Origin of the sequence: Pedobacter lithocola (assembly GCF_042650845.1) — a bacterium.
GTDB lineage: Bacteria > Bacteroidota > Bacteroidia > Sphingobacteriales > Sphingobacteriaceae > Pedobacter > Pedobacter lithocola.
Map to the genome: position 1 here is coordinate 267,465 of NZ_JBHSBW010000007.1, position 15,094 is coordinate 282,558.

The following is a 15,094-nucleotide window of genomic DNA, read 5'->3' on the forward strand; positions in this document are numbered from 1 at the left end:
TTTAATCTCTAAGTATGTTAATAAAATCAAAAGTCGGTTTGTCAATCCTTATGGTTACCTTTAAAAATATCGTTTCTTTTATTACGCTGAGTTCTGACCTCACAATATCACTAACAATTTACACCTCATAAATAATAGATTGATATGCAAGAGCCCGAATACATTATTGCAATTGGCGCCTCGGCAGGTGGATTGGAAGAAATAAACATCTTTTTCGATCATACACCATTAGATGGTGTTTCGTATGTGGTAGTTCAGCATCTTTCTGCTGATTTCAAGAGCCGAATGAGCGAAGTAATTTCGAAGCACAGCAAGCTTTCTGTAGAACAAGCCACCGAAGGAATCCCAGTGGAATGCAATAGAGTTTATTTAATACCAAATGATAAATACATGACCATTCGCGACAATAAACTCTTTCTTACACCAAAAGAGAAAGTAAGTAGTCCGCATTTAAGCATTAACACATTCTTTCAATCACTTGCTGCCGATTGTGGTAGAAAAGCAATTGCTGTTGTGCTTTCTGGTTTAGGCAGCGATGGTGCAGAAGGAATAATAGCGATTAAAAAAGAGGGGGGAATGGTTATCGCAAGAGAGCCTGAAACTTCGGCTTTTCCGAGTATGCCTTCAAAATCGATATCAACAGGAATGGTCGATTTTATACTGGAACCTGCCAGGATGCCTGATGCTATTGAAGATTATGTAAAATATGAAGGCATACTAAAATTAGATACCGCAGAAGATGATAAGTATTTAACGCAGATAATTAATGTGATAAAAGATCGCTCACCGCTGGATTTTTCTGATTACAAATCATCAACTATTTTACGCAGAACCAAACGCCGGGCAGCCTACAACAACCTTGGTACACTTAAAGATTATCATAATTTCTTACGTGATACACCAAGCGAAATAGAAGCGCTTTCGAAAGATTTTTTAATTAGTGTAACCGCATTTTTTAGAGATCCTTTAGCGTTTGAATATCTTGAAGAGCATGTTGTACCACGTATGCTCGAAAGGCTTTTACCACGAGAAGAATTGAAGATTTGGGTTGCTGGTTGTGCAACAGGAGAAGAAGTTTATTCTATTGCTATCTTAATTTGTGAGCAGTTGGTAGACGCTTATACAGATGTTGTGGTTAAAATTTTTGCAACAGATATAGACAATAAGGTGCTTGTGCATGCTAGTAAAGGTTTGTATAGCCAAGAAGTTATTAAAAATGTTTCTGCAGAAAGATTAGATAAGTATTTTATTGCCGATGGCGATAGTTACCGTGTAAAACCAGTTTTACGTAAATTGGCTATTTTCGCCCAACATGATTTGGTGAAAAACCCTCCGTATTGTAATATGCACATGATTAGCTGCCGAAACCTGCTAATTTACATGGCACCTGTTCTTCAGAAAAAAATATTTGGAATGATGCTTTTTGGCCTTAAACAAGATGGCTATCTTTTCTTAGGGTTAAGCGAAAATCCAATGCCGATAATTAAAAACCTGGAAACAGTTAGTAAGGTTTATAAAATTTATCGTAATCTAAAATCCAAGCGTTCGGTTAGTTTTGATGCTTTTTCTATGCCTGAAACCATAGAAACCCGTTACCGTCCATCGGTTGTTGCAGCGGTTGCACCAGGCGATGTTGGCAATTTTGCATTGTCCGATATTATGCATGAAAATTTAGCGCATGAGCTTAATTATTTAGTGCTTTGTATTGATGAGCAACAAAATGTTATTGAAATCTTATGGTGATACTTCTAAATTTCTATTGCCCAAGCATTTTACCACCAACCTGGAAACACTTTTGCCAAAGAAGCTTGCAATGGTGTATCATTCGCTTAGAAATAATGTTTTAAAATCTAAAGAAAAGCTGAGTATTTATAAAGTTAAAGTAAAGCATAATGACGAATTTCTTCGGGTTAACCTAACCTTAACACCATTGGCAAATGGTGGCAGCAGACAAAAATTAATGATGGTTACCTTTAGTGAGGATAAATCTTATGCATCATTTTCTGAAGCCGGTAATGAATTTGATGAAAAAAAATACCATGATGAATACACTCGGAACCTAGAAGATGAGTTGCGTTCATTAAAAGAAAAACTGAATTCTACTTACGAACAACTCGATGCTTCGAACGAAAATATGCAATCTTTTAACGAAGAAATGATTTCTGCGAACGAAGAAATGCAGAGTACAAACGAGGAAATGCAATCTGTAAATGAAGAACTCGATACCATAAATTCAGAATATCAACTTAAAAACAGAGAACTTACAGAAATTAATGATGACTTAAATAATTATTTCAGAAGCAATATTAACGGACAATTATTTATCAACAAAGAACTTTTACTGATGAAGTTTTCGCCAGGAACAGTTAAACAAATTAATTTGCTCGAAAGTGATATTGGAAGACCATTAAGCAACATTACAACCAATATAAAATTTGAAACATTAATAGAAGATGTTAGAAATGTGCTTAACGAAGGTTCTGTTATTACAAAAGAAATAGAAACCAATAATGGGAAATGGTACCAGGTAATGACGATGCCGTACATCAGGCAATCAGATCATACAAACAGCGGTGCCATAATTACTTTTAATGATATTACAGAACTTAAAAAGGTTCAAAAGGAACTAGATAATAGCAATAAAGTGCTTGGAATGGCAATTGATGCCGCTGAAACTGGTACGTGGACTATTAAATTAGATACGGGAGAGTTTACCGCCTCGCAACGGTTAAAAGAACTTTTTGGCTTTAACTGCGAAGATGAAGTAAACTATGCTGCGGCACTATCTAAAATAAAGCAAGAATCGAGGTCGGTTTTTGAGCAAGCCGTAAGTGATACGATTAAGACTGGGCAAAAATTTGATATTGAATTTCCTGTTGCATCTAGCGATAATAGATTTGACACCTGGGTGCGGGCAATTGGAAGTTTATCACTCGATAATGATAACAAACCCGAATATTTTACCGGCGTTTTGAATGATATTACCATAAATAAACAGGATGAAGTTCGTAAGAATGATTTCATTGCAATGGTTAGTCATGAATTGCGATCGCCTTTAACTACATTACAAGCTTACATTCAGTTATTAATGTCGAGGTCTGAAATACCTAGTCGGGCCTTTACACTTTCGGCTTTGGAGAAAGCAAATACGCAGATTAAAAAAATGACTTCTCTTATTACAGGTTTTTTAAATGTTTCTAGTTTAGAAGCCGGAAAAATTAAACTTAATATAGAGCCATTTGAGCTTAATGATTTAGTTAAAGAAACTATCGATGATATTTTATTCCTGAAATCGTCTAATCAAATTATAGTAAAAGAAAGCCCGCTTTGCGAGGTAGATGCAGACCGCGAAAAAATTGGGCAGGTTATTACAAACTACATTAGTAATGCCATAAAGTACAATAGAGCCGAAAGTGAAATTGTAATAGAAGTTAGTTGCTCAGAAGACGAAGTGCAAGTTGCTGTTACTGATAAAGGATTAGGCATAAGCAAAAATGATCAAGCCAGGCTATTTGAACGCTACTATCGCATTGATAGCAATTCTACTAAATCAATTTCGGGTTTTGGCTTAGGCCTTTATTTATCAGCCGAGATTATAAAGCACCACAAAGGAAAAGTATGGGTAGAAAGCGAATTAGGAGAAGGTTCTACCTTCTATTTTAGCTTGCCGAAAAAGGAAATGGATAGTATTAAAAATACATTAAAAGTTGATGTTGTTTCATCTTAGTTTGGCAGATTTAAACTATCGTTATTGCCAATTAACCAGAAATTGTTAGGTGCTATATTAGGCGAATTAATTGTGTTTTCCATAATATGATTTATACAATGGCTACAGCAAATCTCTTTTCGCCTGCAAATGAGTTTTTAAAAATCCTAGGATAGGTTACCAAGTACTTCATTCAAAAATTTAAAGTGTTAATGCTTGCCTAATTTCAAGAAAAGTTAATAATAGTCATCTATTTAGCTCAATAGAAAAGGTATTTTGATGCAGGTTAACATTTATACACCTATTATAAACATTTGCACATGCACTAATCTTCTGTCTTTAGTATTTTTAGCTTATCAATAATCAAATATTAATTAACCGCCAAGCTGCGGTTTTCTATAAGCTTTATGAGAAAAAATTTTACCCTTTTAAATACAACGGTATTTTTATTAGCCTTTCCTGTTTTTTGCTTTTCGCAAAACGTTCATTATGTAAAAACTGATAATGGTATTATTGTTAAGCCAATTATAAATAACACTGGTATTGGTAAGCAAATCAAAATAGAAGTAATTACAGATAAAATTATGCATGCAGTAATTACCGTTGCCGATAGATTTTCTTTGGATCCAAGTTTAATGGTTATACCAGTAAAATCTAAACCCGGATTTTCTATTTCCGAATCTGGAGATAATATCGAGCTTTTAACAAATTCGCTTAAGGTAAAAGTTAATACTAATTCAGGGCAAATTCAATATCAAGATGTTACAGGTAAAAGCATTTTAGAAGAAAAATCATTTTCTGCCAGAACTTTTAAATCGGTTTCTAACGATGGCGAGGCAAGCTATCAAATTGAGCAAGTTTTTAATTCTCCTGATGATGAAGCTATTTATGGATTGGGTCAGCATCAAGATGATATGATGGATTATAAAGGCAAGCAGGTTTTATTGCTTCAAAACAATACCGATGTTGCCATTCCTTTTCTGCTAAGCAATAAAAATTATGGTATCCTGTGGGATAACTATTCAATCACTAAAGTTGGCGATACCAGAGATTATCAACCGTTATCTAGTTTTAAACTGTTTTCTAAAAACGGCGAAAAAGGTTGGTTAACTGCTAGTTATGCTGATAAGAAAACTGGTGTTGTTGCTATTACAAGACCCGAATCAGATATTGACTATTCCTTTTTAAGCGATATGAAAAAATTTCCTGATAGCTTTAAAATGGCCAACGGGAAGGTAACGTATGAGGGCAAAATCTCTTCAGGATTTGCCGGTCTACAACATTTTAATGTTAAATATGCTGGTTATATCAAAATCTGGATTGATGGTAAAATGTTGGTTGATAAATGGCGTCAGGCATGGAATCCTGGTTCTGCAGTTGTAGAAACAGAAATGTTAAAAGACAAAAAATATGATATCAAAATAGAATGGATTCCGGATGGTAACGAATCCTATCTTTCCATTAAAGCCTTAACACCAATACCAGCTGCTGATAAAAATCAATATGCTTTTGCATCAGAATCGGGCGATGAAATTAACTATTATTTTGTTTCTGGAACAAATGCCGATGAGGTAATTAGTGGCTACAGAACTTTAACGGGTAAAGCTGTTTTAATGCCAAAATGGGCTATGGGTTTTTGGCAAAGTCGCGAAAGATATAAAACCCAGGATGAACTTTTGGGTGTGGTAAAAGAATTTAGAAACCGTAAAATCCCGATAGATAATATTGTACTCGATTGGCAGTACTGGAAACCAGATAGCTGGGGAACACATGAGTTTGAAAAAAGTCGTTTTCCTAATGCTGATGACATGATTAAAACGCTGCATGATACGTATCACACTAAATTGATGATTTCTGTTTGGCCAAAATTTTACTCTGGCAATGACAATTATAATCTGATGAATAAAAATGGCTTTTTGTATAAACGCAATATTGCCGATGGTAGAAAAGATTGGTTGGGATATCCTTCTACTTTTTACGATGCTTTTAATCCGGAAGCTCGAAACCTTTTTTGGGATTTAATGAACAAATCTTTATACAAAAAAGGAATTGATTCATGGTGGATGGATGCTACAGAACCTGATATACATTCTAACCTGCCAATTTGGGAAAGAAAACAAAATATGACACCAACTTACCTTGGTTCGGGTACAAAATATTTCAATGCTTTTCCTTTACAAAATTCAAAAGGAGTTTATGAAGGGCAGCGTAAGGAAAACCCAAACAGCCGTGTATTTATTTTAACGCGTTCGGCTTATGGTGGCTTGCAAAGGTATGCTGCTGCTACCTGGAGCGGTGATATTGCATCAAGATGGGAAGATATGAAGGCTCAAATTTCTGCTGGTATAAATTTTTCCTTATCTGGTTTACCATATTGGACGATGGATATTGGTGGTTTCTCGGTAGAACGAAGGTATGAAGATCCAAATACCGAAGATTTAAAGGAATGGAGAGAGCTCAATACAAGATGGTATCAGTTCGGGGCATTCGTTCCATTATTTAGAAGTCATGGGCAATTTCCATTTCGTGAAATATACAACATTGCACCAGAAAGTCATCCTGCATATAAAAGTATGCTGTTTTACAACAAGTTACGCTACCGTTTAATGCCTTATATATATTCACTTGCTGGTGCGAGTTATCAAAATGATTATACCATAATGCGTGGTTTGGTAATGGATTATGGCAGCGATTCAAAGGTAAATTCTATTGCCGACCAGTACATGTTTGGCCCATCAATGCTTATTAATCCTGTTTATAAATATGGTGCAACAAGCAGAAAGGTTTACTTGCCCGAAGGTAACGGATGGTACGATTTCTACAACGGAAAATATGTAAAAGGTGGTCAAACAATTACTGCAGATGCGCCATATAATCAAATGCCAATTTATGTAAAAGCTGGTGCTATCATACCATTCGGACCAGAAATTCAATACACTGATGAAAAACCAGCAGATGCAATTACTTTACACGTGTACGCAGGTAAAGACGGAACATTTACTTTATATGAAGATGAAGGATTGAATTATAACTACGAAAAAGGTGAATTTTCTAAAATAACATTCAATTACAACGATCATTTAAAAACACTAACCATTGCAGATAGAAAAGGGGCATACAAAGGAATGTTGAGCGATAGAACGTTTAATATCATTTACATAAATCCTAAAAAACCAATTGCATTAAATTTTAATCAAAAAACAAATAAAACCATTCAATATAATGGTAAACAAACCATCGCCAATTTATAGATTAACATTTTTACTAAAGACATTAAAATCTTCAAAAAATTATCCTAATTAATAAAATATGATTCGTAACCTGTTTTTAATTGCCGTAACCGCTTTACTTTCGCTGCAAGCAATTGCTCAAGATACTCAATATCAATACCTATCCGGAACGGATAAGGATAAAACTGTTACCTGGGATTTCCTAATCAATACCGGTATGAAAAGTGGTTCGTGGAATAAAATTCAAGTTCCTTCTAATTGGGAACAACAAGGTTTTGGTACCTATAATTATTATAAGGATACTCAAAACCCTGAAGAAACCGGGCAATACAAATACAAATTCAAGGTTCCGAGGAGTGGTGCCGATAAAGAGATTTTTATCGTCTTTGAAGCAGCAATGACCGAAGCTGAAATTAAAATTAATGGAAAATTAGCTGGACCAATACATCAAGGTGGTTTTTATACTTTTCAATACAACATCACCTCTTTACTGAATTTTAATGACGAGAATTTGCTCGAGGTAAAAGTAAGTAAACAATCAACTGATAAATCTGTAAATAACGCCGAAAGAAAAGCTGATTTTTGGTTATTCGGTGGTATTTTCCGTCCGGTGTATTTAAAAATTTACCCAAAAACACATATCGATAGAATTGCGATTGATGCAAAGGCAAATGGCTCATTCAATCTTGATGCCTATACCGAAAATGCAGTGGCTGGTTCAGTTGCAAAAGCACAGGTACAAAAGTTAAATGGAGAAAAAGTTGGGGTAGAAATTTCTTCTAAAATCATCGGGCAAAATACTGTAACAGCGCTTAAAGGTCAGTTCAAGGAGGTGAAATTATGGAACGCCGAATCGCCAAATTTGTATCAGGTTGTGGTTACTTTAAACGATGCAAATGGTCGATTAATCCATCGCACTATACAAAAATTTGGTTTTAGAACAGCAGAACTTCGTCCGCATGATGGCTTTTATGTTAACAACAAAAAGGTAATTTTTAAAGGTGTAAACAGGCATAGTGAATGTCCAGAATCTGGAAGAACTTTAAGTAAAACCTTAAACATTGCAGATGTAAAATTAATTAAAGAGATGAATATGAATGCCGTTCGTATGTCTCATTATCCTCCAGATCCAAGCTTTTTAGAAGCTTGCGATTCTTTGGGTTTATACGTTATTAATGAATTAACGGGCTGGCAAGCTAAATACGATACTGAGGTTGGTACAAAATTAGTTAAAGAACTCGTTGTAAGAGATGTTAATCATCCTTCAATTGTTATGTGGGCAAACGGAAACGAAGGCGGTTTTAACTTCAATTTAGATACGCTTTATTCAAAATACGATAACCAAAAACGTTTAGTTATTCATCCATGGGAACGCTTTAATGGTACCGATACCAAACACTACCCAGATTATAATTATGTAGTGAACACCGTATTATACGGAAATGATGTGTTTTTTCCGACGGAATTTATGCACGGTTTGCATGATGGTGGACATGGTGCTGGTTTGGATGATTTTTGGAGTATGATGATGAAACATCCTTACGCAGCGGGTGGATTTTTATGGTCGTTCGCCGATGAAGGTGTAACCCGCTTAGATAGAAATGGCGAAATGGATATTCAAGGCAATGCAGCTCCTGATGGAATTTTAGGTCCACACCGAGAAAAGGAGGGTAGCTTTTACACCATCAAAGAAATATGGTCGCCGGTGCAAATTGCTATGAAAGATTTGCCGTCTAACTTTGATGGAAAGGTTTCAATAGAAAATCAATATAGCTTCACAAACCTAAATCAATGCAGTTTCGAGTGGCGTTTGTCCAAATTACCAAATCCAGCAGCGAATAATCAGCAAAGTATTGTCGCTTCTGGCAAAATCAAGGGCATTACTTTATCTCCCGGTGAAAAGGGTTTTTTAAGCATTCCGCTTCCCGCAAATTGGAAAAGCAATGATGTTTTATATTTAACAGCTTTTGATGCTTTCAAGCAAGAAATTTATACCTGGAGTTGGGCAATTAAAATACCTGCTCTTCCTCTGATCAATAATGCAATAACAAAATCAAAAATTGAAGTATCAGAAAATAATAAAGCATTAACGCTTAGTGTTGATGGAATTTCTTATCAGTTCGATAAAAAAACTGGTTACATCCAGAACGTGAGAAATGCAAAATCCGAAATTTCAATTTCTGGCGGACCAGCTTTAGCAGGCGTAAAATGCGAACTTAAAGAATTTAAGCATTATGTTTCAGTCGATGATTACATAATTGAACCCGTTTATAATAACGAAGCAAAGTTTAAGGTAAAATGGATTTTCTCATCAGGCAAACATGCTAAACTGGATTATGAATATAGTGTAAGCGGAGAAGTTGACTTCATGGGTATTACTTTTAACTATCCGGAAGAAAATATTACTGGAATGAAATGGGAAGGAAATGGTCCTTATCGGGTTTGGAAAAATAGATTGAAAGGCACAACTTTTGGCGTTTGGAATAATGATTTTAACAACACCATAACCGGAGAAAGTTGGAAATACCCAGAATTTAAAGGCTATTATGCAAATGTGTTTTGGGTAACGGTAAAGAATAAACAATCACCATTTACAGTTTACACCTCAAAAAAAGGTACATTTTTTCAAATGCTAAAACCTCAAAAAGCAGCTGGAGCCACAAATAACAATACAACTCCTGCATTTCCTGATGGCGATTTAGGTTTCTTAGATGGTATTAGCGCAATAGGAACAAAGTTTCAAGCTGCTGAAAAGCTTGGGCCACAAAGCCAAAAAAATATTCAGCTAAATTACACCTGGAATAAGGGTAGCCTTTGGTTCGATTTTAGATAAATTTAGAAAATTTAATTAATATTATTCGTAACTAAGATTGCCTCGTTCCTTGTAATGACGACCGCTTTACCGTCCTTGCGAGGTACGAAGCATTCTCGGAAGCTATTACATTTTAAATAAGTCCTTAAATAATTTTGATGTATTAATTAATAGAATTATAACTTTACTTAATTCTCTTAGATAGGAACAGATTTTGAATAATATTACATGACTAAAACACCATTTTCGAATATTATTGCCGGCACCATGACTTGGGGCGTTTGGGGTAAAGATTGCAATACCAAACAAATGATAGGATTAATGAACTGTTGCATTGACAATGGCATTACAACATTTGATCATGCAGATATTTATGGCGATTACACTACAGAAGCTGCATTTGGTATAGCACTTAACGAAAGTAAAATAGAAAGAAATAAGATACAATTGATTTCTAAATGCGGCATTCAAATGGAATCTGTAAGCCGAAATAATTTAATAAAGCATTACGATTATTCAGCATCATACATCATTTGGTCAGCTGAACAATCTTTAAAAAACTTAAAAACCGATTATCTCGATTTATTATTGCTTCATCGCCCTAGTCCTTTGATGAGGGCAGATGAAATTGCCGAGGCGATTGAAAAGCTTAAAAACGAAGGCAAAATTGTAGATTTTGGAGTTTCAAATTTTACACCTGCACAAATAGATTTAATTAACACGAAAATTAAAATAAACTATAACCAAATCAAGTTTTCTATAACCGATTTTAATGCAATGCTTGATGGCAGTTTAGCACACATGCAAACGAACAATATCAAGCCAATGTGTTGGTCTCCATTGGGTTCGGTGTTTAAAAATGATAATGAGCAATCTCAACATTTAATTAAAACGGCAACAACGCTCTCAATAAAATATGATGTGCCTGTTGATCTTATATTTCTTGCCTGGATTTTAAATCACCCTGCAGGTATTTTACCTGTTTGTGGTACTGCTGATAAAAGCCGAATTGCAAAATTAATGAAAGCAACTTCAATACAATTAGAATTGCAAGAATGGTTTACATTATGGTCTGCTAGTGCTGGCGTAGCAGTTCCTTAACGATTTTTTTTAACTATTAAACTTTTGCAGATTTCATTTTGATATTCTGCATATCGCGGTATTGATTCGGTGTAAGTCCAGTTTTATCTTTAAATATTTTAGAGAAATAAAAGTTAGATTCAAAGTTTAAATCATAAGCAATTTGTTTAATTGATTTCTCGGGATTTAGCAAATGTTCTTTAGCTCTTTGTATTTTTAATTGAATCAAATACTGCCCTGGAGATATTCCAACGTAGGTTTTAAATACTTTTCTAAAATAAGAATAACTCAATTTCAGTTCGCAGGCAACTTGTTCTGGTGATATATTTTCATCGATGTTAGCCCGTAAAATTAACCTGGCTTTATCTATCATTTTTACCAGTTCTTCCTTGCCATCAAAGCCAATTTGTTTTGTACTGCTGTGGATGTGTCCTAACAAATACAAAACCGCACCAGAAATTAAAGATTGGTAGCCAGATCTTTCCTCTTTCGAGCGTTCTATAATCTCTAACAACGAATTCAAAATCCGTTCATTAAAGCCTAAATTTGTTATCGGAATTTCTTTATTGAAAAAGTTGTTCGAAATTAAGTTTTCTACAATTCCGCCTTTAAAACCGATCCAATATTCATCCCAACCGGTTTCTCTATTTGGTTTATAACGATGCCTTTCTCCCGGAAACAAAAGAATGATATTCCCCGCTGCAATTTCTTGCTTACCAGCAGATTCTGATTCGAAACTGCCCTGACCTTTTGTAATGTAAATAAGCTGAAATTCGTTTAATACGCGGCCATTATCCCACGTAAAATTGTGATGAGAAGGATGATTTTTATAGGGATAAGCCTGTTCGGGTTCTATTCGGGTACAACCTGCATTTAGTACATATAAGCCCCAAATTTTTTCCTCATCACTTACAGGAAGGTATTTAAAATAGTTATTCATATTCTTTAATCGAATTAATGCAACTTATTACTCGCTATAATTTTTTCAAATTAGCGAACTCCTTTTTAAATGATAAGCAAAAGTCAAAATTTATAACGGAATTATCAAATCGTGTATTTCTGCACAATTCGCAACGCATAATTTTATCATAATAACTAAATCAAATAGTTGCTAACCAAATACTAAAGAATTCATGGAGATTTTTACATTTAAAAACCTTTTTAGGAAGGTTATGCTCAATTACTTAATTGGCATCTGCGCAACCGCGTGTTTCTTTCTAATTTCTGAGCCTTTACTAGCTCAAACACAATCTATTACTGTTTCAGGTAAAGTAACCTCTACAAGTGGCGATGTATTACCTGGCGTAAGTATTTCTGTTAAAGGAAGTCAGAATACAGCAAGTTCTGATGGAAACGGAAATTATAAAATTACTGTTCCAGATAATAATGCCGTCTTGGTGTTTTCTTTTATCGGATACAAAGCAAGTGAAATAAGGGTTGATAACAAAACCGTTATTAACGCACAACTTACCGAACAGAGCCAATCTCTGGATGATGTTGTAGTAGTTGCTTATGGAAGTACCACGCAAAGAAGTTCTACCGGGGCATTGCAAACGGTTAATTCTAAAGAACTTCAGGATATTCCTGCTGCTCAAATTACACAGAAACTTCAGGGTAAATTGGCTGGTGTTCAGATTAATCAGGCATCGGGCAAACCTGGACAAGGTTTACAAGTTCGTATTCGTGGTGGGGCATCAATAACAACAGGTTCTGCACCATTATACGTTGTAGATGGTTTCCCTATTGCCGGAGATATCAGTAACATTAACCCTGATGAAATTGAGAACATTACTGTTTTAAAGGATGCAGCATCAACTTCATTATATGGCTCTAGAGCTGCATTTGGTGTTGTGGTGGTAACTACAAAAAGTGCTAAATCCGGACAAACAAACATTTCTGCAAGTGCGTACACAGGTACACAAAAAGTGCCACAAAAAGGTCGCCCAGATATGATGAATGGCACCGAATGGGCTCAATTTAAAAAAGAATATTTCGAAGATTTGGGTCAGCCTGTACCTGCAGCATTGCAAAATCCGGCACAATATGGCGAAGGTTATGATTGGTACGATGCAATGTTACGCTCTGCGCCAATAACCAATTATAGTGTATCTATAAACACAAACAAAGAAAATTTTAGCAATGCTATAGTTGCTGGTTACTTAAAGCAAGATGGTGTTTTGCTAAATTCTAACTACGAAAGATTTTCATTACGTATTAACTCAACTTTTAAATTAAATGATAAGATTAGGTTAGGTTTTAACTTAGCACCAACACATACGGTAAACAATTCTCCATCAACTGATGGGATGTTTTTCGGCGGTGGCGGTTTAATTAACAATGCATTGTTAACCCCGCCTATATTAAACTATCAAAACCCAGATGGAAGCTATCCTGTATCGGTAACAACTCCCGGAATTACCTCATTCCCAACACCTAACTGGGTAAGGTCTATACAGGATATTACCAATAAAAGTAAAGACAATAGAATTTTATCAAACGGTTATGTCGAATTTGAGCCAATTAGTAAGCTGATTTTAAAGTCAAGCATTAATGTAGATTTTGCTCAATCGTTATTCCATTCGTTTCAGCCTTCTACAGCATCAAGAGGATTTGCTTCTGCACCAAGTGCGCTTACAGCAAGCTTGTTCGATTCTAATTACCAATATCTTTCATGGTTATCGGAGAACACCATCGGATATTCGAAACAAATAAACGATCATAATTTTGATATTTTAGGTGGTTTTACCAAACAGAAGTTTCGTAGTGATTACAGCACCATCAGCGGTTCTAACTTTCCTGATGACAGGATTGAAACCATTGGTGCAGCGCTGGTAAAAAACAATTCAACATCTGACATTCAGGAATGGAGTTTAGTTTCTTTTCTTGCAAAATTTAATTACAGCTATAAAGGCAAGTATTTATTTGCGGCAAGTATTCGTCGAGATGGTTCTTCACGTTTTGGGATAGATGAAAAATGGGGTAATTTCCCATCTGTTTCTGCTGGTTGGGTTATTAGTGAAGAATCTTTTTTAAAGGGCATTAAACCAATTTCTTTTCTAAAAATTCGAGGTAGCTACGGTACAACCGGAAATAATAATTTAGGTAACTACGAACAATATGCAACTGTAGCCGGTGGTGTAAACAATCCTTTCGGCTCTACAATTAATAGCGGCTCGGCAGTAACCCGATTAGGAAACACAGAATTAGCATGGGAATCTACTAAACAATTTGATTTTGGTGTTGATTTAGCTTTATTCAACAACCGAATTAATTTTACGTACGATTATTACACCAAAAAAACTTCTAATCTTTTATTTTCATTGCCAGTACCTCGTGAATCAGGCTTTTCATCATTCTTTGGTAATGTTGGTTCAATTAAATTCTGGGGACATGAATTTGCAGTTACATCCAACAATTTAGTAGGCAACTTTAAATGGAATACAAACTTTAACATCGCTTTTAGCGATAATAAAGTGCTTGCTTTATCTTCTTTAAGCAACGATTTATATGTTGCTGATGGTACTGCCCGTACAATTACCCGAGTTGGAGAAAGACTTGGCCAGTTTTGGGGTTTAATACAAGATGGTGTTTATAAAGATCAGGCAGATTTTAACAACTCTCCAAAAAGTGTAAACTCACAAGTTGGTACCATAAAATTTAGAGATTTAAATGGCGATGGCGTTATCAAATATGGTGATGCAGAAGGTGATAGAACGGTTATCGGCAATCCGTTTCCAAAATTTGTTTTTGGTTTTACCAACAGCTTTGCTTATAAAAACTTCGATTTAGCAATTGTAGCAAGTGGTTCTTATGGTAATGATATTGCCCGAATGATGGATGAAGGTACCACTAATTTAGATGGTGTGTTTAATGTACTAAAAGAGGTAAAAGACCGCTGGCGTTCGCCTCAAAACCCTGGTGCAGGTAAATATGGTAAAACTACTGCATCAACCGGAGATGATCGTGCTCAGTTTCATACACGTTTTATACAGGATGGAAGCTATTTAACTATAAAGAATATAACGTTGGGATATACCTTACCAACAGAAAAAATTACCTGGTTAAAAAGCGTCAGGTTATATACCAGTGTTCAGCAAGCATTTACGTTTACAAATTACGATGGTATAAACCCTGAAATTGGTACCGATTTAAATGGTAATGCACCAAGCTCACTAAAGCAAGGTTTAGACTATTCAGCTTATCCGGTACCAAGAACATTTACGCTTGGTATTAATGTAAATCTTAAATAAATTTTAATCAGAATAA

General features: G+C 35.2%; 7 protein-coding genes. 6 read left to right on the forward strand and 1 reads right to left on the reverse strand.

What is annotated here, in order from left to right:
- The first annotated feature begins 144 nt into the window (after positions 1–144).
- From ACFOWA_RS03535 to ACFOWA_RS03555, 5 genes are all read left to right on the forward strand, one after another.
- Positions 145–1,743: a chemotaxis protein CheB gene (locus ACFOWA_RS03535; RefSeq protein ID WP_378981838.1), complete on the forward strand. Its 1,599-nt coding sequence runs from the start codon at positions 145–147 to the stop codon at positions 1,741–1,743.
- Positions 1,721–3,727 carry an ATP-binding protein gene (locus ACFOWA_RS03540; protein WP_378981840.1) on the forward strand — a complete coding sequence of 669 codons (2,007 nt, stop codon included), beginning with the start codon at positions 1,721–1,723 and terminating at the stop codon, positions 3,725–3,727. Before ACFOWA_RS03535 ends, ACFOWA_RS03540 begins: the two co-directional genes overlap by 23 nt.
- A gap of 386 nt (positions 3,728–4,113) precedes the next feature.
- Complete coding sequence (locus ACFOWA_RS03545; RefSeq protein ID WP_378981842.1) at positions 4,114–6,957, forward strand: glycoside hydrolase family 31 protein; 2,844 nt, start codon at positions 4,114–4,116, stop codon at positions 6,955–6,957.
- A gap of 58 nt (positions 6,958–7,015) precedes the next feature.
- Positions 7,016–9,769, forward strand: a complete 2,754-nt coding sequence (locus tag ACFOWA_RS03550) for a glycoside hydrolase family 2 protein (RefSeq protein ID WP_378981844.1) — start codon at positions 7,016–7,018, stop codon at positions 9,767–9,769.
- 207 nt (positions 9,770–9,976) lie between these two features.
- Positions 9,977–10,849, forward strand: coding sequence for an aldo/keto reductase (locus tag ACFOWA_RS03555; protein WP_378981846.1), 873 nt, complete (start codon positions 9,977–9,979; stop codon positions 10,847–10,849).
- A gap of 16 nt (positions 10,850–10,865) precedes the next feature.
- Here ACFOWA_RS03555 and ACFOWA_RS03560 read toward each other — a convergent pair whose 3' ends face one another.
- The gene (locus tag ACFOWA_RS03560; RefSeq protein WP_378981848.1) at positions 10,866–11,768 is read right to left on the reverse strand and encodes an AraC family transcriptional regulator; all 903 of its coding nucleotides are present in this window, start codon (positions 11,766–11,768) and stop codon (positions 10,866–10,868) included.
- A 193-nt stretch (positions 11,769–11,961) separates the two neighbouring features.
- On the opposite strand from ACFOWA_RS03560, the gene ACFOWA_RS03565 reads away from it, so the two are divergent.
- Positions 11,962–15,078 carry a SusC/RagA family TonB-linked outer membrane protein gene (locus ACFOWA_RS03565; protein WP_378981850.1) on the forward strand — a complete coding sequence of 1,039 codons (3,117 nt, stop codon included), beginning with the start codon at positions 11,962–11,964 and terminating at the stop codon, positions 15,076–15,078.
- The last annotated feature ends 16 nt before the right edge of the window (positions 15,079–15,094 follow it).